The 23,100-nt window shown below is 59.1% G+C and carries 21 protein-coding genes; 11 read left to right on the forward strand and 10 right to left on the reverse strand.

What is annotated here, in order from left to right; all coding sequences use genetic code 11:
* Nucleotides 1-171: 171 nt before the first annotated feature.
* A complete protein-coding gene (gene coaD / locus AC5JQH_RS07930) occupies nt 172-648 on the forward strand; it encodes a pantetheine-phosphate adenylyltransferase (protein WP_008173494.1) in 477 nt (158 codons plus the stop codon).
* Between the two features lie 61 nt (nt 649-709).
* Here the strand turns inward: coaD and AC5JQH_RS07935 are convergent, their stop codons facing one another.
* The 5 genes from AC5JQH_RS07935 to AC5JQH_RS07955 form a co-directional block, all read right to left on the reverse strand.
* A complete protein-coding gene (locus AC5JQH_RS07935; RefSeq protein ID WP_273085089.1) occupies nt 710-1,999 on the reverse strand; it encodes a DUF945 family protein in 1,290 nt (429 codons plus the stop codon).
* A 22-nt stretch (nt 2,000-2,021) separates the two neighbouring features.
* On the reverse strand, nt 2,022-4,163 hold the full coding sequence (ppk1, locus tag AC5JQH_RS07940; RefSeq protein WP_053113181.1) for a polyphosphate kinase 1: 2,142 nt from the start codon (nt 4,161-4,163) through the stop codon (nt 2,022-2,024).
* Between the two features lie 49 nt (nt 4,164-4,212).
* The gene (hemB, locus tag AC5JQH_RS07945; RefSeq protein WP_008173501.1) at nt 4,213-5,232 is read right to left on the reverse strand and encodes a porphobilinogen synthase; all 1,020 of its coding nucleotides are present in this window, start codon (nt 5,230-5,232) and stop codon (nt 4,213-4,215) included.
* 141 nt (nt 5,233-5,373) lie between these two features.
* Nucleotides 5,374-6,327, reverse strand: coding sequence for a lipase secretion chaperone (locus AC5JQH_RS07950; protein ID WP_482902169.1), 954 nt, complete (start codon nt 6,325-6,327; stop codon nt 5,374-5,376).
* Between the two features lie 226 nt (nt 6,328-6,553).
* Nucleotides 6,554-6,775, reverse strand: coding sequence for a hypothetical protein (locus AC5JQH_RS07955; protein WP_008173503.1), 222 nt, complete (start codon nt 6,773-6,775; stop codon nt 6,554-6,556).
* 272 nt (nt 6,776-7,047) lie between these two features.
* Here AC5JQH_RS07955 and AC5JQH_RS07960 point away from each other — a divergent pair, with 272 nt between their 5' ends.
* The 4 genes from AC5JQH_RS07960 (at nt 7,048) to panP (ending at nt 11,761) form a co-directional block, all read left to right on the forward strand.
* Entirely contained in the window at nt 7,048-7,680 is a 633-nt protein-coding gene (locus AC5JQH_RS07960) for a TetR/AcrR family transcriptional regulator (RefSeq protein WP_482902168.1), read from the forward strand.
* A gap of 2 nt (nt 7,681-7,682) precedes the next feature.
* The gene (locus tag AC5JQH_RS07965) at nt 7,683-9,383 is read left to right on the forward strand and encodes an isovaleryl-CoA dehydrogenase (RefSeq protein ID WP_008173507.1); all 1,701 of its coding nucleotides are present in this window, start codon (nt 7,683-7,685) and stop codon (nt 9,381-9,383) included.
* Between the two features lie 161 nt (nt 9,384-9,544).
* Complete coding sequence (locus AC5JQH_RS07970; protein WP_053113183.1) at nt 9,545-9,889, forward strand: DUF503 domain-containing protein; 345 nt, start codon at nt 9,545-9,547, stop codon at nt 9,887-9,889.
* Nucleotides 9,890-10,084: 195 nt separating this feature from the next.
* Entirely contained in the window at nt 10,085-11,761 is a 1,677-nt protein-coding gene (panP, locus tag AC5JQH_RS07975; protein ID WP_286811280.1) for a pyridoxal-dependent aspartate 1-decarboxylase PanP, read from the forward strand.
* Nucleotides 11,762-11,948: 187 nt separating this feature from the next.
* Here panP and AC5JQH_RS07980 read toward each other — a convergent pair whose 3' ends face one another.
* Complete coding sequence (locus tag AC5JQH_RS07980) at nt 11,949-12,215, reverse strand: hypothetical protein (RefSeq protein ID WP_069182143.1); 267 nt, start codon at nt 12,213-12,215, stop codon at nt 11,949-11,951.
* Nucleotides 12,216-12,304: 89 nt separating this feature from the next.
* A complete protein-coding gene (locus AC5JQH_RS07985) occupies nt 12,305-13,864 on the reverse strand; it encodes an inorganic phosphate transporter (RefSeq protein ID WP_482902167.1) in 1,560 nt (519 codons plus the stop codon).
* Nucleotides 13,865-14,072: 208 nt separating this feature from the next.
* Between AC5JQH_RS07985 and AC5JQH_RS07990 the strand changes: the two genes are divergently transcribed.
* From AC5JQH_RS07990 to AC5JQH_RS08000, 3 genes are all read left to right on the forward strand, one after another.
* On the forward strand, nt 14,073-15,176 hold the full coding sequence (locus AC5JQH_RS07990; RefSeq protein ID WP_053113185.1) for a GGDEF domain-containing protein: 1,104 nt from the start codon (nt 14,073-14,075) through the stop codon (nt 15,174-15,176).
* A gap of 79 nt (nt 15,177-15,255) precedes the next feature.
* The gene (locus tag AC5JQH_RS07995; RefSeq protein ID WP_008173520.1) at nt 15,256-15,702 is read left to right on the forward strand and encodes a flavodoxin; all 447 of its coding nucleotides are present in this window, start codon (nt 15,256-15,258) and stop codon (nt 15,700-15,702) included.
* Nucleotides 15,703-15,783: 81 nt separating this feature from the next.
* Entirely contained in the window at nt 15,784-18,363 is a 2,580-nt protein-coding gene (locus tag AC5JQH_RS08000) for an EAL domain-containing protein (RefSeq protein ID WP_493805455.1), read from the forward strand.
* 4 nt (nt 18,364-18,367) lie between these two features.
* Here AC5JQH_RS08000 and tesB read toward each other — a convergent pair whose 3' ends face one another.
* The 3 genes from tesB to AC5JQH_RS08015 all read right to left on the reverse strand — a co-directional run bounded on the left by tesB (nt 18,368) and on the right by AC5JQH_RS08015 (nt 20,740).
* Nucleotides 18,368-19,225, reverse strand: coding sequence for an acyl-CoA thioesterase II (gene tesB, locus AC5JQH_RS08005; protein ID WP_053113187.1), 858 nt, complete (start codon nt 19,223-19,225; stop codon nt 18,368-18,370).
* A 134-nt stretch (nt 19,226-19,359) separates the two neighbouring features.
* Entirely contained in the window at nt 19,360-20,514 is a 1,155-nt protein-coding gene (locus AC5JQH_RS08010) for an NAD(P)/FAD-dependent oxidoreductase (protein WP_493805456.1), read from the reverse strand.
* A gap of 58 nt (nt 20,515-20,572) precedes the next feature.
* A complete protein-coding gene (locus AC5JQH_RS08015; protein WP_008173532.1) occupies nt 20,573-20,740 on the reverse strand; it encodes a rubredoxin in 168 nt (55 codons plus the stop codon).
* A gap of 264 nt (nt 20,741-21,004) precedes the next feature.
* On the opposite strand from AC5JQH_RS08015, the gene AC5JQH_RS08020 reads away from it, so the two are divergent.
* The 3 genes from AC5JQH_RS08020 (at nt 21,005) to ubiA (ending at nt 23,063) form a co-directional block, all read left to right on the forward strand.
* A complete protein-coding gene (locus AC5JQH_RS08020) occupies nt 21,005-21,562 on the forward strand; it encodes a hypoxanthine-guanine phosphoribosyltransferase (RefSeq protein ID WP_405417317.1) in 558 nt (185 codons plus the stop codon).
* Nucleotides 21,543-22,106, forward strand: coding sequence for a chorismate--pyruvate lyase family protein (locus tag AC5JQH_RS08025; protein ID WP_008173535.1), 564 nt, complete (start codon nt 21,543-21,545; stop codon nt 22,104-22,106). Before AC5JQH_RS08020 ends, AC5JQH_RS08025 begins: the two co-directional genes overlap by 20 nt.
* Before the next feature lie 69 nt (nt 22,107-22,175).
* Complete coding sequence (gene ubiA, locus AC5JQH_RS08030; RefSeq protein ID WP_008173537.1) at nt 22,176-23,063, forward strand: 4-hydroxybenzoate octaprenyltransferase; 888 nt, start codon at nt 22,176-22,178, stop codon at nt 23,061-23,063.
* The last annotated feature ends 37 nt before the right edge of the window (nt 23,064-23,100 follow it).

The following is a 23,100-nucleotide window of genomic DNA, read 5'->3' on the forward strand; positions in this document are numbered from 1 at the left end:
GCAATCTGTGATTGCTGGCCGGACCCCGAAGGGGTGCTTGTAGCGTTTCCCGGACAAGCCCTTCCAGTCGGCCCCACCACATAGCCGACATGCACGACCTGAAGCCCCGGACGCCTACAGAGTCTCCGAAAATGCTGCTATCCTTGGGCCTCGCAAAGAAAGGAGCTGCGCATGTCCAAAGTCATCTACCCGGGCACCTTCGATCCCATCACCAACGGCCACACCGACCTGATCGAACGGGCCGGCCGAATGTTTGATGAAATCGTCGTCGCCATCGCCTATAACCCCAAGAAACAGCCACTTCTCGATCTAGAAGAACGCTGCGAACTGGTCCGCCAGGCGACCGCGCATCTCCCCAATGTCAGCGTCACCGGATTCAGCAACCTGCTCGCCGATTTCGTCCGTGAACAGGGTGCCACCGTGATCCTCCGTGGACTCCGGGCGGTATCGGATTTCGAATACGAATTCCAGCTGGCCGACATGAACCGCCGTCTGGCTCCGGAAGTGGAAAGCGTTTTCCTGACACCGGCCAATCACCTGTCCTACATCTCCTCCACCCTGATCCGGGAAATCGCATCCCTGGGTGGCGATGTCTCGGAGTTTGTTGATCCGGCGGTAGAGGCTGCCCTGAAAAAGAAGTTCAGCTGAAGCTGAACTAACAAAAAAGCCCCGACCAGCGGGGCTTTTTTATGGCAATGAAGCAGCGGCGTCAAAGCAACGGCGGCAAAGGAATTTCCACACCGTTCACGTCCAGCACAAGATCTTTCATACTGGCATCAAGCACCAGACTGTCACCCTGCTCTACCAGCAGCCCCTGCTTTATCAGCGGTGCCAGCTGTAACCGGAATTCCGGGTATTCCTCCGCGAGCGCGACGGGCAGACTGAGATCCATTTTGCCGGTCAACTGCTGCATCACCATCAGCATTTCTGCTTTCTGATCCGCCGTCAGCTCCGGATGGGCGATCCGGGCGCTGCCTTCTATCACACCCTCCGGGGTGGTCACCGTCAGCTCTGGAAAACCAACCGAGAACCCGGCTGCTGCCAAATCCCGAACGGCGGCATTCACCTGCTGCATGGCGGCCATCTGCTGCTCAAACTGCTGGGGACCGCCAGAGGCCTGAGTGATAGCCAGCGCCTGCATGGATGAAAGGCTCTCGGTCAGGTTGCTCCAGGCCGCCACATCCAGCCCGGACAATGCGAACACCAGTCTCTGGGGACCATAACGCTCATCGGCCGTTGAAACGCCAGCGACCTCGAACGTCATTCGTGAATCCAGGCGCTCACCATCGTTGACCGGCTCGCTGCTGCTAAGAACCGAAATCCCCTGAAGCATGAAGGGGGCTTCCGCCGCCGGGGTCACAGCAACCGATTCCACCGCAATCTCGCCGGAGCCGGTCCAGACCTCACCGGTCAGATGACTCATGGTTTGCTCGAGGCGGAAGTCGCTGACCTGGATATCCAGGTCCGGACCGGACAGGGTTACTCCCGGCCAGACCATCAAGGCATCGGCCTGAGAACCGGCCTCACTGACCTCAATTCTTGCCAAGCCGCCACTTGAGGCCAGGGTCTCCCCGGTATCCGGGTCCGTCAGGGTCATCTGGGGCGCTTCGAGTTCGAGAACAGCGGTACCCCAGAGACGGGTTTCCAGGGTCAGCTTCGGCTCCTCACCGGAGAACCAGTCGCTATCGCCGGCGGCCCAGCCATCCTCGGGCTGGAAATCCATCAGGCTGCCGGTCACGCCATGGGTCACATTGGCCCGGTAGGCAAGCTTCAGGGATTCACCGGTTTCCGGATTGATCAGGTTCACCGAACCTCTGAAACGGGCCCCGAGAATACCTCTCTCATAGTTATCCGTTTCCATGCGAAGGAAGGGTTGTGCATCGTTCACCTCCGCTGTTGCCTGGTGCCACTGCTGCTCAGTTACGTATCCCACGACCCAGGGCAGGCCGCCCGCTACAGCCAGCACACCAGCGCCGGCAATCATCCATTTGGTGTTCAAACAACTTTCTCCAGTTCGGGAATCAGGTTTTTCCGGTCAGCCGTTCAAGCAACACCAATTGTGAGGCAAGGCGCTCTTCACCTTCTGCGGGCTGGTTCTGAATATAACTGCCGTCCGGTTGCAGTACCCAGGACTGGCAATTGTCGGCCAGGTAGGTATCCAGATCTTCTCTGACCCGGGCGGCAAGATCAGGATCGTCCAGGGGGAAAGCGGTTTCCACCCGGCTGAGCAGGTTCCGTTCCATACCATCGGCACTCGAACAGTACACATCCGGGCGGCCATTGTTGCCAAAGTAGTAGACACGGGTGTGCTCCAGGAAGCGGCCAATGATCGACCTCACCCGAATATTCTCCGAGAGGCCCGGCACTTCCGGACGCAGACAACAGATGCCGCGGATGATCAGATCGATTTTCACACCGGCCTGTGAAGCCCGGTAAAGCGCCTTGATCAGCTGGATTTCCGTCAATGCATTGAACTTGAAGATGATCCGGCCCTTGTCCCCAAAGCCCGCTTCCCGATCAATCAGGCTCAGTAGCCGGGGATGGAGGGTGAAGGGCGAATGAAACAGCTTCTTGATCTTCAGGGCCTTACCCATGCCGGTAAGCTGCTGGAACAGCTTGTTGACGTCATCGCTGATGGACTCATCGCAGGTCATGAAGCTGTAGTCGGTATACAGACGGGCGTTACCGGCATGGTAGTTACCGGTGCCCAGGTGCACATAGCGGCGCAGCCGTCCCTCCTCACGCCTCACAATCAGAATCATCTTGGCGTGGGTTTTGTAACCAACCACGCCGTATACCACGATCACGCCCGCTTCCTGCAGCCGACTGGCCAGCTCGAGGTTCTCGGCCTCACTGAATCGCGCCCGTAACTCGATAACCGCGGTAACCTCCTTGCCGCGGCGGGCCGCATCCGCCAGCGCCTCGACAATCTCCGAGTCTGCCCCCGTCCGATATAGGGTCTGGCGAATCGCCAGAACCTGAGGATCCTTGGCGGCCTGGCGCAACAGATCAACGACCGGGCTGAAATTTTCGTAAGGGTGCAACAATAGAATCGGGCGCTTGCGAATGGCATCGAACATCGATTCCTTGCTGCGTATCAGCTTGGGAATCGACGGCGAAAAACCGGAATAGGTGAGGTCCGGACGGTCCACCAGCCCTCCGACCGCCATCAATCGGGTCAGGTTCACCGGGCCATGGACCTGGTAAAGATCGCGCTCGGTCAGACCGAATTCCTTCAGCAGGAACTGCACCAGTTCTTCCGGGCAGTTGTCAGCAACCTCCAGGCGCACGCCGTCGCCAAACCGGCGACTGAGCAGCTCACCACGCAGGGCCGAGGCCAGGTCTTCCAGATCGTCTTCAAGCTCAAGGTCGGCGTTACGGGTCAGCCGGAACTGATAGCAGCCTTTCACCTCCATGCCGGGGAAGAGCTCGTCGGCGTGGGCGTGGATCATGGACGACAGGAACACCAGGTTTTCGCCACCATTGCAGACATCATCAGGCAGACGGACCAGGCGGGGCAGCGAACGCGGAGCCGGCACAATCGCCATGCCGGTTTCCCGCCCGAAGGCGTCCTTGCCGTCCAGCTCAACAATGAAGTTCAGGCTTTTGTTGACCAGACGCGGGAACGGGTGCGAAGGATCCAACCCGATGGGGCTGACCACCGGCAGGATCTCCTCCTCGAAATAAGTGCGCACCCACTCCGCCTGCTCCGGCGTCCACTCCCGGCGCCGGACAAAGTGAATGTTCTGCTCTTCCATCTCGGGAATCAGCACATTGTTCAGTATGTCGTACTGCTCGCGAATGTACTCGTGAGCAACACGGCTGATCTCCGCCAGGGCCTGGTCCGGCATCATGCCATCGGCACCAACGGTCTCACGGCCGTATTTCATCTGCTGCCTTAGACCGGCCACACGGATCTCGAAGAACTCGTCCATGTTGCTGCTGAAAATGCAGCAGAAAATCAGACGATTGATCAACGGGTGCGTCGTATCCAGGGCCTGCTTGAGCACGCGGTAATTAAACTGGAGCTGGCTCAGTTCCCGGTTGAAGTAATTTTCATTGGCATCCAGGTTGATCTCCTCACCAACCGGGGGCACATCCACCGGCGCAGGCACACTCCGGTCATCCCCTGCCGTCTGATTCTTCGCCGTTTCCGTTGTCATGATTCCTCGATTCCAGTGTGTTCGCCACTGCTGGCGAATGATTTTGGCCTTATCCGCGCTGACGGTCCCGCATCAGTCGGGCCGCGCGCACGGCAAAGTAGGTCAGGATTCCGTCGGCCCCGGCTCTGCGCATGGCCATCAGGCTTTCCATCATCACCGCATCCCCGTCGAGCCAGCCGTTCTGGGCTGCGGCCATATGCATGGCGTATTCGCCACTGACCTGGTAAACAAATGTTGGTACCCGCAATTCCGTCTTCACCCGGTGCACGATATCGAGATACGGCATACCGGGCTTGATCATCACCATGTCTGCGCCTTCGGCCAGGTCCATCGAGACCTCATGCAATGCCTCGTCACCGTTGGCCGGATCCATCTGGTAGGTCGCCTTGTTACCCTTGCCGAGATTGGCGGCCGAGCCTACCGCATCACGGAAAGGCCCGTAATAGCTTGATGCGTACTTGGCAGAATAGGCCAGGATCCGTGTGTTCACATGGCCGCCGTTTTCCAGCGCTTCGCGAATGGCACCAATACGGCCATCCATCATGTCAGACGGTGCGACCACATCGGCGCCCGCATCGGCATGGGAGAGCGCCTGGTTGACCAGTGCCTCGACCGTCACGTCATTGAGGACATAACCGTCGTTATCGATGATGCCGTCCTGGCCATGGGTGGTGAAAGGGTCCAGCGCCACGTCTGTAATCACTCCGAGTTCCGGGTGGGCCGACTTGAGGGCGCGAACCGCTCTCTGCGCCAGACCATCGGAATCCCAGGCTCCGGAGCCGGAGAGATTTTTCTTCTCGGCCGGAACTACCGGAAACAGGGCAATTGCCGGGATACCCAATTCGACCAGCTCCGCAGCCTGTTCAACCAGCAGATCAATGCTCAGGCGCTCCACTCCCGGCATTGAGGGCACCTGTTCCCGCTGGCCCTCACCCTCCAGCACGAATACCGGATAGATCAGGTTGTCCGGCGTGAGCTGGTTTTCCCGAACCAGGCGACGCGAGAAATCGCTGGCCCGGTTACGGCGTAAGCGGGTGGCAGGAAAAGTACGGGGAGTCGGAATCGGCACTGACAACCTCCTGGATGGCTGAACAAAAAGTCTGATGGACCGTCTCGGCATCCGCCGGGCGCCCTTTGCGCCATCATACACGGCCGGCGCCGCTGGTTGCAGACTCCCCTGGCAGGTTAGGGCGATTAAATGACAGGTTAATTACCGTATCGAATCCAGCGCCTCGGCTCGAACCTGTTCGGTTTCATTGAAGTGGCTGGCCCTCAGACGCTCCAGCGCCTGTTGACGTTCCGGCTCGGCAAGCCCGGGGGACAATAGCCGGTCCCGCTCCTGTGAATAGACTTGCCAGCGGCGGTCCCAGTTCTTTTGTTCCTCCTCAAGGCGGGCCAGCCTGTCCGCCGCGGCTTCCCCAAAGGCCTCCTGACGCCAGGCCTCGAGCGCCCGGGGATCATCCGCCAGCTCCCGGCGCACCTGTTCATAGTCTGCAAACCGTCGGGTCTCCTCCCTGGCCTTGCGGAGCGGCTCCGGCAAGGCAGACTCGGCCTGGCGAAGAGCTTCTGCTTTCTGCTCATCGGTCAGGCTGTCATTGCTTGCGATCCTGAGTTTTTCGATCTGGAAGCGGTCGACTGCCTCATCGTCAGCAAAGAAAGCGACGGCGGTATCGGCATCAAGCCAGGTCCGCCGCAGTGCCTGGATCTCTGCCATCCTTCGCTGCATCTCACCCGCGCCAAGCCCGGACACCTCACCATAGCTTTGTTCCAGCTCAGAAACCGCAAGTTTATATTCCAGGTAGTTTCCAAGGGTTACCAGGGCCTGGGATCTCGCTGGCTCTTCCAGGCCCGACAGCGCCGCTTCAATGCGCGCCACCAACGCTTGCAGCGATTCCTCTCCCAGGGCTGACAGGAAATACTCGAACAGCTGTCGCAGATGCGGGGTCGGGACAAGATTGCCGAACCTGTCCGTTCGGGCCCAACCATCCGGGACCGAGGTGCCGGCCAGCGAGGCTGGCAACTGCTCGGGAACACGGACCGTGGAAGCGTTGTTTACCAGGTCGGAGGGCGCAGAAGAGGCCGCCCCCTTGTTCAGTGATTTCAGAGACTCATCAACAGGCGCCGATACGACCGGCTCACCCTCGGCAGCCGGATATGTCGTCATCAGCCAGAAGCTGACAACAGCTGCTATGATCAGTAGCAAAACAAGGAAAAGATGGATTCGGCGCTTCATTACCACACAGGAGTCCGGATTACGGGTGACTGGCGATTTGCCCGGGCTAACGGCGCAAAATGATAATGAACGAGGATAAACGACGCTGACAGGTCATACCGAGACAGGGATCAAAAACGGAGCCGGGGCGAAGCGCCCCGGACTGCCGTCTGAACGTTCAGAGGGAGCGGTTGTTAAAACCCACTTCCACCTTGCGAGGTGTATCAGAACGGAAGGAGGTATCTACTTCCTGGATCCTTCCGCCCTGGCTCAGGAACGCTTCGATGTCTGCCTGCAACTGTGCGCGAACGCGGGCACGGCCGGCGATGGAATGGTTGTCGTCACTGTCGCTGGTCCAGCTTCCGGACTGCTCCAGGTTGCTTTCGTCGAATTCACTCATGATCTTTTCTCCATCAACGAAAACAGATGGTCGAGTGCTGCGACCCCGCAGGGAACCTCACTCCGTATCGACGAAAGACCGCCTGCGGCTTCGTCTTGGCGTCTTTATAATCTGCTTTTCGTGACCACGCTATTTATTGGCAACGACTTTTTTGTAAATTTTTGTAAATCACAACAAACAATTGAATTACATGCGAAAATTTTATATTCGTCTGTAGATCAAGAAATTGACAGAAAGAATGAATAGTGATTCACTGCTTATAGGGAGCCCGAATGGCCTATCGAGAAACGGAAAAAATGCGCCAGCGCAAGGCGGAGGCGCGCAAACGGATTGTGGACTGCACTTATCAGTGCGTGGCCGAAGGCGGTTTTCGAAGCGCGCGGGTTACCCGGATCGCCGGGCTGGCCGGCGTTGCCACAGGAACTATCTACCGGCACTTCGAGTCCAGAGAGGACCTGTTCGCCGAGATTTTCCGGCTGGCAACCCAGCGGGAGGTCGACAAGGTCGCCGAAGCTCTGGCCTCCGATGGCAACGCCGCCGAGCGGCTTGAGCGGGCACTCAGACAATTTGCCGAGCGGGCACTGAAAGGCCCGCAAATGGCCTGGTCACTGATCGCCGAGCCGGTGGACCCGAAAGTGGAAGAAGAACGACTGGCATACCGCAAGGCGTACGCCAACCTGTTCGAAAAAGCGATCCGCGAAGGCATTGAAGAAGGATGCATCCGGGATCAGGACGCTCGCCAAAGCAGCACCTGCCTGGTGGGCGCCATAGCGGAAAGCCTGGTTGGCCCCCTGTCACCGACACAGACCAGCCAGGCCACCAGCACAACAGAAGACAACAATGACCCGCTGGTCAATTCCATCATCTGCTTTTGTATGCAGGGGTTGACCGGCACCAGGAGGTAGCTATGAACGCGCGGCAGCCCGGGCCAGAGACGCCATCAAACGACCAGGAAGATCGCTACCTGGCCAGCACCCACGAGGTCTTCAACCAGCCACCGGCCCTGGAGAACTATAACCTGTTCGAACAGGACATTGCCCTGCAGGAAGCTGCCCTCCGGGAGGGCGCCGGTAAAGCTGCCGAGGACCTCAAGGCATTCGGAGCCCTGGCCGGGGCCGCGCAGACCATTGACCTGGGGTTTCGCGCCAACGCCAACAAACCGGTCTTCAACACCCATGACCGTTTCGGCCACCGCATCGACGAAGTGGACTTCCATCCGGCCTATCATGAGCTGATGCGGATTGCCTTCGACAATGGTCTCCACAGCAGCCCCTGGAGCCATCCAGGCCAGGGCGCGCATGTTGCCCGCGCAGCCAAGTACTACATGCACTCCCAGGTGGAGGCCGCCCACTGCTGCCCTGTAACCATGACCTTTGCCGCCATCCCGTCAATTCGCAAGCAGCCGGAACTGGCGGCCGACTGGGAAGCCAGGATCCTGGCCGACAGCTACGATCCCCGCAACCTGCCGGACAGCCAGAAAAGTTCCGTGACCATTGGCATGGCCATGACCGAGAAACAGGGTGGCAGCGACGTTCGCGCCAACAGCACCAGGGCCTACCCGATCGGCGCGGGAGGCCCGGGCCAGGCCTATGAGCTGGTGGGTCACAAATGGTTTGTCTCTGCTCCCATGTGCGACGCTTTCCTGGTACTGGCTCAGACACAGTCAGGACTGTCGTGCTTCCTGATGCCCCGCTGGCGCCCGGACGGCACCAAGAACCCCTGGCAGGTCCAGCGCCTCAAGAACAAAATGGGCAACGTTGCCAACGCCTCCAGCGAAGCCGAACTGCGCGGCGCCCTTGCATGGATGGTTGGCGAGGAAGGCCGCGGCGTGCCCACCATCATTGAAATGGTGGCCATGACCCGCTTCGACTGCATGATCGGCAGCTCCGCCGGCATGCGTCAGGCCATCGCCCAGGCCAGCCACCACTGCCGTCACCGCAGCGCCTTCGGTGCCCGCCTGATCGATCAGCCTCTGATGCAGAATGTCCTGGCCGACCTGGCCCTGGAAAGCGAAGCGGCACTGGCCTATACCATGCGCATTGCCCGCGCCCTGGATAACCAGGACAAAGAACACGAACGACTGTTGGCACGCCTCGCGACACCGGTCGGCAAATACTGGATCTGCAAACGCACCCCGAACCATGCCTATGAGGCCATGGAATGCATCGGCGGCAGCGGCGTGATGGAAGACTGCATCATGCCCCGGCTGTTCCGGGAATCCCCCGTCAACGCCATCTGGGAAGGCAGCGGCAACGTTCAGTGCCTGGACACCCTACGCGCCCTGCAAAAAGAGCCTGAAACCCTAGACGCCTTCTTCAAGGAAGCCGCTGAAGCCAAAGGCGCCGATCGCCGCTTCGACCAGTTCCTGGCGCAGCTGCAACACGACTTCGCCGACATCAGCGATTTCCAGTACCGCGCCCGAAACCTGGTCGATCGCATGGCCCTGGCCCTGCAGGGCTCCCTGCTGCTCCGCCACTCGGATGCCGCCGTCGCCGACGCCTTCTGCGCCTCGAGACTCGAGTCCAGTGGCGGCATGAACTACGGCAACCTGCCCTCGGGCACCGATCCGGCAGCCATTATCAAACGGGCAACGCCTGTAGTAGGCTAAGTTGCTATTGGAAGCCCACTGAGAACTCTGAGAGTCGATGGGGAATCCCCTCCCAAAAATGTGCGGAGCCATGGATGGCGGAGCCCAAGCGCCACAGGGATGTGCCGCAAGGAGCGTTTTTTGGGAGGGGATTTCTCATCGACTCCAGCACGGAATCAAAGATGTCAGAAGCCCTGAGAAAACTCCTGCGGGAAGGCCAAAAGCCCCAGCAGCCGGTTATCACGCCCCACGTGGGCGTACTGACCCTGCACTTCCAGCTCTACGGCTGCGACGACCTCAAAGCCAAACGCAAAGTCTTCACCGCCCTGAAGGCCGTCTGGGGCAAAGAACCCGACCTGGCCGTTGCCGAAACCGCCGACCAGGAGGCCCTCGACTGCGCCACCTGGACCATTGCCGCCCTGGGTACCTCCTCCCAGCAGATTACCCAGCGTCTGGATCAGATCGAAAAAGCCATCGAAGAACGCGTGGATGCTGCCATACTTGATATACACCGGGAAATACTCTGACCGGGACGCAATAACCTGAGCAGGGGCCGTGTGGCGTAACCTGTCGCCAGGCCGTATACTACGCCCCCTCAGGGATGCCAGTGCGCCTGCCAGAGGCGGGTGACCAGAAACCAATGCCGGACATGAATGCCGGCCGTATCCGCAGGGCATCCGGAACCGGCCCTTCGGATGACCACTGAATGTGAGTGGGCGCCTATGACCGGAAAGAAGAAATCCGCACAGGCCTCGGTAGAGGCCATGTATCGCGTGTTCACGGTGCCCGAGGCACCGGAATCGACGCTGAGCCGGATTGACCAGAACATCTCCCGCAATCTTGCAGGCTTCTTGCAGGAACACATCGTTGCGGTTGAACGGGACCTCTCGGATGTGGAGAAAGACTTCTCCGACTACAGCATTCCCGAGAAGCCCGTCTTCGTATCTGAACAGGCCCAGTTCCTGCTCGACAAACTGGTGGCAAATTCCGTTCACACCGCCTCTCCGGCCTTTATCGGGCACATGACCTCTGCGTTGCCGTACTTCATGCTGCCGCTTTCGAAGATCATGATTGCCCTGAACCAGAACCTGGTCAAAACCGAAACCTCCAAGGCGTTCACGCCCATGGAACGCCAGGTACTGGGCATGATTCACCGGCTGGTGTACCAGGAAGACGGCGCCTTCTACCGCAAGTGGATGCACGATCCCCGTTACGCCCTGGGTGCCATGTGCTCCGGCGGCACCGTCGCAAACCTGACCGCCCTATGGGTCGCCCGTAACCGGGCGTTCCCGGCTGAAGGCAGCTTCCGGGGCCTGCACCAGGAAGGTCTGTTCCGGGCGCTGAAATACTACGGCCACGAAGGCGCCGCCATCGTCGTTTCCCGCCGCGGCCACTACTCCCTGCGCAAGGCCGCCGACGTACTCGGCCTGGGCCGCGAGTCCCTGATACCGGTGGATACCGACGACGAAAACCGCATCAATACCGATGCTCTGCGGGACAAGTGCCTGGAATTGCAGCGCCAGAAAATCAAGGTTATGGCCATCTGCGGCGTGGCCGGCACCACCGAAACCGGCAACGTCGACCCCCTGGACGCCATGGCCGACATCGCCCGGGAATTCGGCGCCCACTTCCACGTGGACGCCGCCTGGGGCGGGCCCACGCTGTTCTCCCGCACCTACAAACACCTGCTGCGGGGCATCGAGAAGGCCGACTCCGTCACCTTCGACGCCCACAAGCAGCTCTACGTACCCATGGGCGTGGGCCTCGTGGTATTCCGCGACCCGAGCCTGGCCAGTGCCGTTGAACACCACGCCCAGTACATCATCCGTAAGGGCTCCCGGGATCTTGGCAGCACCACCCTGGAAGGCTCACGGCCCGGCATGTCCATGCTGATCCACTCCGGCCTGAAAATCCTGGCCCGGGAAGGCTACGAGATCCTGATAGACCAGGGCATCGACAAGGCCAAAACCTTCGCGGAAATGATCGAAGCAGAACCGGATTTCGAGCTGGTTACCAGGCCCGAACTGAACATCCTGACCTACCGCTACTGCCCGGAAAACGTCCAGGAAGCCCTGGCCATTGCCGATCCCCTGCAGGCGGAAAAGCTCAACACCTGCCTGAACCGGATCACCAAGTTCATCCAGAAAACCCAGCGGGAAAGGGGCAAGGCGTTTGTGTCACGGACCCGGCTGGAGCCGGCCCGCTACTTCAATTTCCCGTGCATCGTGTTCCGGGTGGTACTGGCCAACCCGCTGACCACCAAAGAAATCCTGGCGGACATTCTTGCCGAGCAGAGAGAGTTGTCCCGGGATGAAGGTATCGAGGATGAGATTAGTATTCTGCACCAGATGGCAGATGCTGTCCTGAAGCAGGCGACGCCGAACGCGAGACAGGCCTGAAGAGTCCAAAAGACTTAGCCATGGCGATTTTAGGCCACAACCATGGCTCAGGTGAGCCGGGCGGGGGATGGTTCAAAAACTGTGCGGAGCCAGGGATGGCGGAGCCAAGCGTACAGGGACGTATTCACAGCGTGTTTTTGAACCATCCCCCGCCCGGCTCGCTTCTCCCAAGCCTGCAGACAAGGCCTTAGTACAGGGCCTCTTCATCATCCAGAACATCATGGATGATATCCAGGAACATCTTATCCGCCTCACTCCAGTTCTCCGGAATCCGGATATTGGTGCTGGCACTGATCTCCTGTGCAATCAGCTCCTCGGCATTCGGCTGACCACGATGCTTGCGGGCGATCTCCATGGATTTAACGGCAATGGTCGGATCGCTCAGAACCTTCTTGATAAAGGTCCTCAGCTCATCAATCATCTTCGCCTGACGGCTTTCAACGGATGAACTCATACTTCACTCCATGGACAAATAGGCTTGAGGGGTGAAACACCCCTTTTTACAGATAGTATGACCAAACTCGGTTTATACAACCAGCCCGGTCAGATCAACAAGCCCCGGAGCGTAAAGAACAGCGTCGCCGCCATGATGGCAGATGCCGGCACCGTAATGATCCACGCTGCAGCAATTCGCACAAGGTGCGAACGCTTGACCATCTCTTCCCGATAAATCCTCTTCAGGCGCTTGCGCTCGGACTTGGACAGAGGCACCTGCTTTTTCTTCTTGGCCTGCTTGAGCAGGTTCTCCATTTCCTCCACCGAGGCATTACGGAAATCATCCAGGAAAGGCTTGAGACGCTCCTGCTCGGCGGGATCATGGTGCTCCATGATCTTGTGCAGTTGGGTAGCGTAGTTCGACTTCAGGTACTCCCGCAGAAAGCCAACGCCGAACACACCACCAATGGCAATGTGGGTGGAGCTGACCGGCAGGCCCAATTGAGACGCAAGAATCACCGTGAGGGCTGCCGACAGGGCAATACAGAAGGCCCGGGTCTTGTCCAGTTCGGTGATTTCACTGCCAACGGTCTTGATCAGTCGCGGCCCGAACAGCATCAGGCCAACAGCCAGACCCAGGGCGCCCACCATCATCACCCACATCGGTATGCTCGCCGACATGACAACCGAATCAGCAGAAAGGGCATCATTGATCGCCGCCAGCGGACCAATGGCGTTGGCGACGTCGTTGGCCCCGTGCGCAAAACTCAGCAGTGCCGCGGCAAAGATCAACGGCCAGGTAAACAGGGTATTCACGCCTGCCGAGCTGTTCTCCATGGTCGATGCCATGCGGCCCACCAGGGTGCGCATAACGAAGAACACCACGGCGGCCGCGGCAAGCCCGATCAGCGTCGCCTCGAGAAAATCGACTTTGACGATCTTCTTGACGCCCTTGATCATCAGGTAGGTGCCAAAGGCCCAGGCCATGATCGCCACCAGCCAGGGAACAAAGGTCCTCGCGGCCGGAATGACCTCTCTTCGATAGAGCACAGTCTTCTTGATCGCAAACAGGAACAGGGCTGCCAGAGCACCGCCCAGCACCGGCGAAATCACCCAGCTGGCGGCAATCTTGCCCATCACCGCCCAATCAGCAATACCCCAGCCACCGGCGGCGATACCGGCACCCAGAACGCCGCCAACAATGGAATGGGTTGTAGACACAGGCGCGCCCATCCAGGTGGCCAGATTCAGCCAGAGGGCGCCAGCCAGGAGGGCGGCGGTCATCAGCCACACGAACGCCCTGCTCTCTTCCAGATTGGAGGGATCAATGATGCCACCCTTGATGGTGGAGACCACATCTCCGCCGGCGATGATCGCGCCACCGGCCTCGAAAACGGCTGCGATGAGCACAGCGGCACCCAGGGACAGGGCACCAGAACCCACCGCTGGCCCCACGTTGTTGGCAACGTCATTGGCGCCAATGTTGATCGCCATGTACCCGCCAATCACCGCGGCGGCCATCAGCAACATACTGTTGGGCATTCCCTGGCTGAATGATCCGACAGTCAGCCACACGCCAAGTAAGAAAAGCAGGCTGATGCCGACCCTGTATCGTTCCGTGGTAGGGCTGGTGAGAAGGGTATCCAGGAATCCGCTCGAACGGGCCATAACAGATCAGGTCTCGTTTAGTCTGTGAGGATTGGGGGCGAACGCTGTCGCGCGGCAACTATAATTTTTTTGACATGAAAATGAAATAAAACGGTCACAATTCACACAGACTAAACACATCACAGACTCGAGTGCAAAAACGCACTAAATTGACTCATAATCCCGGACATAAGCGCCAAAATTACAAAAACAGCAAAAAAAGGTTCCCATGCCTCATTCAACTTCCTCCGGACAGCTCGCTGCCGGCGAACGGGAAGACGGCCAGGTCTCGCGTCTGCTCACCTGGCTCTCGGCAACCGCTATCGCTTTTCTGGTTGGCATCGGTACCAAGGCCTGGTTCGCCGGACACGAGACCCATGCCTGGGTGCTCTGGTCCTTCATCGGTCTGATTGCCGTGAACATGCTGCACTTTGCCAGCACCGGCAACCGGGCACGCCAGAAAGCCGGGATGATCGTTATTGTCGGCCTGCTTTTCACCTACCTGATTGCGTCCGGCGGCGAGAGCAACACCGGGCCACTCTGGTTCTACGTCTTCCCGCCTCTGCTCTTTTACCTGACTGACCTGAAAACCGGCACGGCGGTGTTGCTGTTCTGCTACCTGGTCGCGGTAGTGGTGTTCCAGTTTCCCGGGCTACCGCTGGTCTCGGCGGAATACAGCATGGATTTCAAGATCCGCTTTTTTGCGGCCCTGACCTTCGAATCGATTTTCTGTTTCGTCCTCGAGGCCAGCCGACTGAAAGCACGTAATGAACTTCTGGCGCTGGCCGAAACCCATGAGCACGCCGCCCGCACCGACGAGCTCACCGGGCTGGCCAACCGTCGTGAAATGCAGAACCGCCTGACCATGGAGTTTTCCCGCTACCAGCGCTCCGGCCACCATTTCTCCATTGCCCTGATCGATCTCGACCTTTTCAAACAGATCAACGACCAGTTCGGACACGACGCGGGCGACGATGTCCTGCGGGAGTTCGCTGCATTGATGCGAACCGTGATTCGGCAGGCGGATGTCGCGGCCCGATGGGGCGGTGAAGAATTTCTGGTGTTATTGCCTGACACTTCCCTGCTGCAGGCCCTGAGCCTGGCTGAAAGACTGCGCTCTCAAGTTGCCAGGCACCCGTTCCGGTTCAGGGATCAGGCATTACCGGTAACCATCAGCGCCGGTGTCTGCTCCATAGCCAAGGCCCGGTCGCTTGACGATCTTCTCAAACAGGCCGACCTGAACCTCTACAATGCCAAGGAATCCGGGCGCAACCGGATAGCACCGCGGGTTCGAAGCCAGGAAAGCGAACCTTCCCCCACCCACTCGCCTTGAGGCGAGAAAGCACTCCCGCTATGATCGTGCGCCACCGAACGACCGTATGAACAGTGCCAAGGCAGCGAGCAGATAACCTATGACATCAATCAGAATCCTGGTGGGCAGCGTCTATGGCGGCGCGCTCCTGACGGCCAGAACGCTCAAGAAAGAGCTTGAGGGGGAAGGTCACCACGTGACCGTGTTGGAAAATCCGGCACTGGATGACATCACGTCGAACAACGATGCGCTACTGGTATGCACATCGACAACCGGACAGGGCGAGCTTCCGGCCAATCTGCTGCCCTTCTACCTGGACCTGAGGGACCAGTTGCCACAACAACCCGGCCGGCCGTTTGGCATCATCGTCCTGGGTGACAGCTCCTACGGAGATACTTTCTGTGGCGCTGGCGACCTCATGGAGGAAGCGCTTTACGAAACCGCTGCCCGTAAGGTTGGTGACACGCTTCGGATTGATGCCCTGGAAACCATGGAACCGGAGGCCGAAGCGCTGCCCTGGGTCCGGGGGTGGCTGGAGCAGATCTGAGACACGGCTACAAAAATTTGCCAATCAGGCTCTGCCAGCGACTTGAGCCGCCAAAGACGACACGCCATACTCCCAGAGACAATGACAATTAAGCGGTACGACGTGGCATCCACCCTCTGGCTTCGTTTACTGATAACACTTTTGCTGTTATCCGGCCTGTCCGCCCCATCCTTCGGGGCCGAGGATTCCTATGTTCCGCAAATCGAGTACCTGCGCGTTGCCCCCGACAACAAGCTGACGGTCAGTGAAGCCCTGGCCTCCGACAGCTGGCAAACTCTCGAGGAAAAAAGTCCGAATTTTGGCTATATCCGCGATACCGTCTGGCTTCGGTTTCCGGTATCGCAGCCGGCGACCATCAACCTTCTTGAAGTTCGCTACTCGCAATTGGATAAAGTGACCTTCCACCTGATTGAGAACGGCCGAATCGCACGGCGGGTGGAGACCGGAGACCACGTTCCGTTTGAACAGCGCCCGATACTGCACCGCCATTTCCTGTTCCCCTTCGAGCAAAGCATAGCCAGCGAGTACCAGATTCTGCTGGAGGTGCGCACCGAGGGGGCCATGCAGATTCCGGTTCGTCTCTGGAACGCCCAGGCGTTCTTCGAGCATTCTTCCACCGAAGACCAGATGCACGCGCTTTACTACGGCATCCTGATCACGGTGATTTTCTTCAACCTGTTTATTTTTGCCGCGCTACGAGAGCCGGTATACCTGCTCTACGTGCTCTCGACACTCGGCTATCTATTACTTATCGGAAGCCTGAATGGCTCAACTTATCAGTTTCTCTGGCCTGACAGCCCTGCCCTACAGAATCAGATCATGTTGCTGGCTGTGCCTTTCTCTCTTTTCTTCACCCTGGTGTTCTCCCGCTCATTCCTGAAACTTGAACACACCGGGCCTGTTCTGAACCGGCTCGTACTGTTCATGATCTCACTGAATGCAGTGGTTGGTCTGATGACATTCTTTCTGGACTACAGCACGGGCAGCCGACTGACCGTGGCCCTGGCAATACCCAGCTGCCTTTTGCTCACTGTTCTGGGGCCCGTGCAATGGTGGAAGGGGAACCCGCAAGCCGGTTATTACACGGTGGCCTGGGCGGCACTGACACTGGGCAGCGCAATAACCGCGGCCAACAAGTACGGCCTGCTGCCAAACAATTTTGTGACCACCTACGGTATGCAGATTGGGTCGGCACTGGAGGCCATTCTGCTCACGCTGGCCCTCGCGGCGCGAATTTATCAGGAACGCCAGGACAAGGTTGACGCCCGGGAAGCCGAACTGAATGCTCTGGCAGCACGACGGTCAGCAGAGCTGAAACTGATGGATCATGCGCTGCATAATCCACTTACCGGCCTCCCCAATCGGGGTAGTCTGGAAATGATGCTGAACGACCTGATGCTGCGCAGCCCCGAGCGACGCTATGGCGTCGCCGTCATCCATTTGAATAATCTGCAGTCGGTCACGAAGACGCTGGGGCATCGCAACAGCGACCGGATTCTGGCGCTGGCATCCAAGCACTACAATGCCGTCGCGAGGGAGCTCCCAGGCGCCTTGCCGATTGAGCAGAGCGATCAGCGCAGTTTCTACCTGGCGTCACTGGACCCACAGACATTCGCCTTTGTTGTCGACGCCGATGCAACCGGCCACGTTCCCAGAGCCATTCTGAAGGCGCTGGAGGGCATACGCTACCCGATCGACTACCTGGGCATGCAGATACCTCTGGACCCCGCCCTCGGAGTGGCAATTTTCCCCGAGCACGGCACCGATGCCAATACCCTGATACGCCGGGCGGTGATCGCTGAAGGATCCGAATCTGCGCGGGAACGTGGCATTGCCTATTACAAATCCAAAAAGGACTCCTACAGCGCCGACCGATTGACCCTGGTGTCGGAGCTACGGCATGCGCTCAATACCAACGAGCTCGCACTGTTCATGCAACCCAAGCAGAGCCTGAAAACGGGTCGAATCGTCGGAATTGAGGTTCTGATCCGGTGGCCCGGCCGGGCAACCCCCATCCGCGCCGATGAGATTGTCAGTCTGGCGGAACAGACCGGTCTAATTAAACCTCTGACCCGGTGGGTCATTGAGCAATCACTGGAATTGCGCTCACACTTACTGGAGCGCGGCTGGCCCCTGAACATATCCATCAATATTTCGCCCAACAACCTGCGGGAACCGGACTTTCCCATCTTTGTTCAGCGTCTGATGAACAGCTATCACAGCCATCAGGGCTCGATTATTTTCGAGGTAACGGAAACGTCCATGATGCAGGACCCGGGCAACTCCCTGCGAGCGCTGAACTCACTCAGCGCCACCGGCATTCCGGTTTCGATCGATGACTTTGGGTCCGGCTACTCTTCACTGTCCTACATCAAGCAGCTACCTGCGAGCGAGGTCAAAATCGATCGGTCACTGGTCACCGAGCTGAACACCGAGGCGGAGGACCGCGTGATCGTCCAGACCACGATAGACATGTGCCATAGCCTCGGCTATCAGGTGGTGGCCGAAGGCGTCGAGGATGAGGTCACCGCCAATCTGCTCAGGGACATGGGTTGCGACATGATCCAGGGCTACCTGCTGACACCGCCACTACCCTTCGACGAAATGATGGATTGGCTGGATAAGAATCACCAGCAGCCGGACCAGCGTAAGCTGGGCTAGCCGGCTAGGACCTCTGACGAATCAGTGCTTCCTGGGTAGTGGATGCCACCAGCACACCGTCCTGATTGAAGAAATTACCCCGATTGAATCCCCGTCCGGCCGAAGCGCTGGGGCTATCCTTGTCGTACAACAGCCATTCGTCCATGCGGAAATCCCGGTGGAACCAGATCGAGTGATCAAGGCTGGCCACCTGCAGCCCCTTGCTCATGAATGTCAGGCCGTGCGGGTTCAGGGAAGTCCCGAGGAACTGGAAATCCGATGCGTAAGTGAGCAGGCAACGGTGAAGTACGGGATCGTCTGGCAGATGCCCCTGGGCCCGGAACCAGCTCTGCTTGTGGGGCGGCCGCTTCTCCGGTTTCAGGGGATTGACCGGATTCACCGGGCGGATCTCGATCGGGCGGTCCCGGGTCAGAATCGGGCGCATCTTCTCGGGTACCTGGGGTGCCAGCAGTTCGCCCCATTCCTGTTCCGAGCGAAGTGTTTCCGGGTCCGGCGCATCCGGCATGGTCAGCTGATGCTCGAATCCTTCCTCGGCTACCTGGAACGACATGGAACCGGTCAGGATTTCCTTGCCGTCCTGGCGGGCAATCACCCGACGTACCGAGAAACTGCCACCATCACGGACCCGCTGGACCTCGTAGTCGATGGGCATGTCCTGATTGCCGGGGCGCAAAAAGTAGGCATGAAGGGAGTGGCAAAGGCGACCTTCAACAGTTCGGCTGGCCGCCATCAACGCCTGACCAAGAACCTGCCCGCCAAACACGTTTGGAAAGCCCAGATCCTCGCTGTCCCCCTGGAAATGGTCGTCACCGATGGGCGAGAGATCCAGCAACTCCACCAGTTTCTTGGTTACCTCAAGCATGCCTGCTCCTGTGATTTCGTTAGCACACGAAGGAGTTTTCTACCGCAAGCGGCGAAATTTCGCAATGAAAAGCCGTCGCCGGCCAAGAGAAAGCAGCCCCGTGGTATCGGGGCTGCGGATTGGAGTCCGGCTAATCAGCCGTGTATCGGAGGCACTTCCTTGGACAGGGCCTGTTTCTCCATGGCATAGCTGCCGGTCACCGCAAACCCCAGTACATCGCCCCCGGCGCTCTTGAATAGCGCCTTGACGCTGGTGCCATCCTGCTCAACTTCCCAGTTGCCCTTGGCTTCCGACGGTGGTGGACAGACGGCGGTCGGGCAGCAGGGGGTCTTGATCATCACCGGCATGGTGCCATAGCTGACTTCGGTGCGCTCACCGAGCAAGGTTTTTGCAAGCGCCCGGGAACAGGCCATCAGCGGCAGGACATAAAGCAGCACGTGGCCGTCGACTTCGGCGCAATCACCGAGTGCGTAGACATCCGGCGCGGAAGTCTCGAGCGCGCGATTCACTACGATGCCCCTGGCCGTCTCCAGCCCGGCAGCCCGGGCCAGATCGGTCCTCGGGCGCAGGCCCACAGCGGACAGTACCAGATCAGCGTCCAGAGTCTCGCCATTGGCCAGGGTCAGACTGACCCCGTCACCCCTGCGGTCGATCCGATCAACCACGGTTCCGAGGTGAAACCCGACCCCCAGGTTCTCCAGCTCCTGCTGGACAGCATGGGCGGCCGCCTCCGGCAGCAGTCCGGGCATCACCTCCTCGGAAGGGGCAATCACGTCAACCTCGTAACCGCCGTTGCGCAGGTCGTTGGCAAACTCACAACCAATCAGACCCGCCCCCATGATCGCCACCCGCTTGCCCTCGCCCAGCGCTTGCCGGAAGGCGCGGTAATCCATCAGGTCATTGATCGAGAACACATGCTCCTGACCATCACCGTCCAGGCCGAGCCGGATCACATCGGCGCCCCAGGCCAGGACCAGCTTGCTGTAGGCAAGCCGTTCATCACCGAGAATGAGTTCGTGGGCCTCGGTATCAATGCCGGTGACCGTGGCAAATGTGCGAATCCGGACATTCAGCTGATCCGCCATGGCGTCGGTACCGCCCTGGGCCAGGCCATCGGCGTCCTTGCCCTTGGTAAAGCCGGTGGACAACATGGGCTTGGAGTAGCTCACGCCATCGTCGGCGGTAACCATCAGAACCGGGGTCTCCTTGTCCTGCTTCCGGATTTCCCGCGCCAGGGAATAACCGGACAAACCGGTACCGACAATAATGATGGGGGCCTGTTCAGTCATAACCGTGTTCCTGTATTTAACTCACCTGGGCGGGTTTTACCGGCCGTGCCGGGTGCTATCAACCGATCTCGATCATTTCAAAATCTTCCTTGCCGACACCGCAATCCGGGCATACCCAGTCTTCCGGTACGTCTTCCCACTTGGTGCCCGGCTCAATGCCGTCCTCGGGCCAGCCTTCGGCTTCATCGTAAATCAAACCACACACCACACACTGCCACTTCTTCATAACGTTCTCCCAACATCAGACGGGCGCAATAATAATTGTCGGACAATATTACACGCAAGTGTTTTATTCAGTTAACAGATACGAACAACTGTCGAAACAGGCCATCATACCCATCGCCCCGGTATTGACCAATGCCAATGCCGACGGTCCGGTCAGGGGATTTCTGCCAATAGCCACAAATACAGATCTGACAACCGGGGTGGCCCCTCCCTTCTGCAGGCCCTGTCCGGTATAATCGCCCGTTTTACGACAGGACCGACCGATATGACCGATACCGTCGCCGAAATGAACCAGGTTATGGCCGAAGCCGACTGCCTCGTGGATGAACAGCAGGTACAGACTGCAATCGGCAACCTGGCCGACGATATTACCGCCCGCCTGAAAGACAGCAACCCCCTGTTGTTCTGCGTGATGAACGGCGGGCTGATCCTGACCGGACAACTGCTACCCCGGCTCCGGTTTCCGGTCCAGGCCGAATACCTGCATGCCACCCGCTACCGTCAGGAAACTACCGGCGGCATTCTCGAGTGGAAACTGCAGCCCGAAGCCGATATGAACGGCCGTACCATCCTGATTATCGATGACATTCTGGATGAGGGGACGACCCTGTGCGCCATCGCCGACTACTGCCGCGCTCACGGTGCCAGTGAGGTACTGACGGCCGTTCTGGTCGACAAGCAACATGACCGGAAGGCCCGTCCGGATCTGAAGGCCGATTTCACCGGCCTGGAAGTGGAAGACCGCTTCCTGTTCGGTTACGGCATGGACTACAAAGGCTACTGGCGCAATGCCCCCGGCATCTATGCAGTCAAGGGTCTCTGACATCGACAGTCACCTGACCATACCCCCGACGGACTGGTACCAATCGCTGACGGCCGCCGGCCTTCTTAACCCGGAGGTTCACGGGCCTGCCCGCTATTGGCTGCAGGTAGAGGGCTCGTTTACAAGAGCCCTGCAGAAACAGTGCAGCCATTCCTTTCACGTGGAGGTCCGCCGGGAGGGCTTTGCAACGCCGACACAGGAAGAGGCCCGGCGCCTGCGCATTCCCCACCGTCAACACGCCTGGATACGGGAAGTCAGCCTGTGCGGCGACAACCAGCCCTGGGTATTGGCCAGGACGGTCATTCCCCTGAAGTGTCTGGAGGGCGAGGGGCGCCGGCTGCTTCACCTGGGCAATCGACCTTTGGGCGCCTACCTGTTCACCAGCCCCCACTGGCAACGGGGCCCTCTGGAAACCGGCCTCTGCAGACCGGTAATCCCGGGACAGCCGGAACTGGCAAGGCGCTCCCTGTTCAGTGGCCACAACAGCTCTCTGCTGGTTGGTGAATACCTGCTACCGGCGCTGTTTCAGCGGAACACGCTTTAACCGGCCTCCTGCGACTGGCTATAATCCCAGCACTCATTCAATTCGAAGAACACCAGACGGACGCGCGCCATGCTGCCTGACGCTGTGCCAGAACCTATCCAGCGCCGGTTGGCCGACTACGCCAGCCTGCTCAGAATCGACCGCCCGATCGGAACCCTGCTCCTGCTGTGGCCGACCTACTGGGCCCTGTGGCTGGCCGGAGACGGCAGCCCTGCATTGGCTAATGTCATCATTTTCACCCTGGGCGTGTTCTTCATGCGGGCGGCTGGCTGCGCCATCAACGATTTCGCTGACCGGGACTGGGACAAGCATGTCAAACGCACCAAGGACCGGCCACTGACCGCGGGCCGGGTAAAACCCTGGGAAGCGGTGGCGCTGTTCGCGGGACTGTGCCTGGTTTCCTTCCTGATGGTGGTTCTGTTCACCAACCCGCTGACCCTGTATCTGTCGTTCGGCGGTGCCCTGCTGGCATTCATTTACCCGTTCATGAAGCGTTACACCCATTTGCCGCAGCTGTTTCTGGGCGCGGCCTTTTCCTGGGCCATCCCCATGGCCTGGGCGGCGGAGGCCGGCGAACTGAGTCAGCTCACCTGGCTGCTGTTCACCGCCAACGTGCTATGGACCGTTGCCTACGACACCCTGTATGCCATGGTGGATCGGGATGACGATCTGAAAGTGGGCATCAAGTCCACGGCCATCCTGTTCGGAGAAGCCGACAAGGCGATCATTGGCATGCTGCAGGCCATGGTTGTACTGATCCTGATCATGGTGGGCCATCGTGCCGAGCTGGGCACCTTCTACTATCTGGGCGTCGTGGCCATGGCCTGCCTGTTCATTTACCACCAGTACCTGGCGCGGGAACGTGAACGGGACGGCTGCTTCAAGGCGTTTCTGAACAACAACTGGGCCGGCTTTGCCGTTTTTGCCGGCCTTGTAATTGATCTCATGGTCAGCTGAACCTGTCATATACTTGTAACACTTGAGCGTTGTAATG

This window comes from Marinobacter sp. H13, from assembly GCF_059072335.1.

Excerpts from the sequence above, each read along its gene's own strand:
- coaD (WP_008173494.1), top strand. The coding sequence starts at position 172 with ATGTCCAAAGTCATCTACCCGGGCACCTTCGATCCCATCACCAACGGC.
- ppk1 (WP_053113181.1), bottom strand. The coding sequence starts at position 4,163 with ATGACAACGGAAACGGCGAAGAATCAGACGGCAGGGGATGACCGGAGT.
- AC5JQH_RS07950 (WP_482902169.1), bottom strand. The coding sequence starts at position 6,327 with ATGACGACATATCCGGCTGCCGAGGGTGAGCCGGTCGTATCGGCGCCT.
- AC5JQH_RS07955 (WP_008173503.1), bottom strand. The coding sequence starts at position 6,775 with ATGAGTGAATTCGACGAAAGCAACCTGGAGCAGTCCGGAAGCTGGACC.
- AC5JQH_RS07960 (WP_482902168.1), top strand. The coding sequence starts at position 7,048 with ATGGCCTATCGAGAAACGGAAAAAATGCGCCAGCGCAAGGCGGAGGCG.
- AC5JQH_RS07965 (WP_008173507.1), top strand. The coding sequence starts at position 7,683 with ATGAACGCGCGGCAGCCCGGGCCAGAGACGCCATCAAACGACCAGGAA.
- AC5JQH_RS07970 (WP_053113183.1), top strand. The coding sequence starts at position 9,545 with ATGTCAGAAGCCCTGAGAAAACTCCTGCGGGAAGGCCAAAAGCCCCAG.
- panP (WP_286811280.1), top strand. The coding sequence starts at position 10,085 with ATGACCGGAAAGAAGAAATCCGCACAGGCCTCGGTAGAGGCCATGTAT.
- AC5JQH_RS07980 (WP_069182143.1), bottom strand. The coding sequence starts at position 12,215 with ATGAGTTCATCCGTTGAAAGCCGTCAGGCGAAGATGATTGATGAGCTG.
- AC5JQH_RS07985 (WP_482902167.1), bottom strand. The coding sequence starts at position 13,864 with ATGGCCCGTTCGAGCGGATTCCTGGATACCCTTCTCACCAGCCCTACC.
- AC5JQH_RS07990 (WP_053113185.1), top strand. The coding sequence starts at position 14,073 with ATGCCTCATTCAACTTCCTCCGGACAGCTCGCTGCCGGCGAACGGGAA.
- AC5JQH_RS07995 (WP_008173520.1), top strand. The coding sequence starts at position 15,256 with ATGACATCAATCAGAATCCTGGTGGGCAGCGTCTATGGCGGCGCGCTC.
- AC5JQH_RS08000 (WP_493805455.1), top strand. The coding sequence starts at position 15,784 with ATGACAATTAAGCGGTACGACGTGGCATCCACCCTCTGGCTTCGTTTA.
- tesB (WP_053113187.1), bottom strand. The coding sequence starts at position 19,225 with ATGCTTGAGGTAACCAAGAAACTGGTGGAGTTGCTGGATCTCTCGCCC.
- AC5JQH_RS08010 (WP_493805456.1), bottom strand. The coding sequence starts at position 20,514 with ATGACTGAACAGGCCCCCATCATTATTGTCGGTACCGGTTTGTCCGGT.
- AC5JQH_RS08015 (WP_008173532.1), bottom strand. The coding sequence starts at position 20,740 with ATGAAGAAGTGGCAGTGTGTGGTGTGTGGTTTGATTTACGATGAAGCC.
- AC5JQH_RS08020 (WP_405417317.1), top strand. The coding sequence starts at position 21,005 with ATGACCGATACCGTCGCCGAAATGAACCAGGTTATGGCCGAAGCCGAC.
- AC5JQH_RS08025 (WP_008173535.1), top strand. The coding sequence starts at position 21,543 with ATGCAGTCAAGGGTCTCTGACATCGACAGTCACCTGACCATACCCCCG.
- ubiA (WP_008173537.1), top strand. The coding sequence starts at position 22,176 with ATGCTGCCTGACGCTGTGCCAGAACCTATCCAGCGCCGGTTGGCCGAC.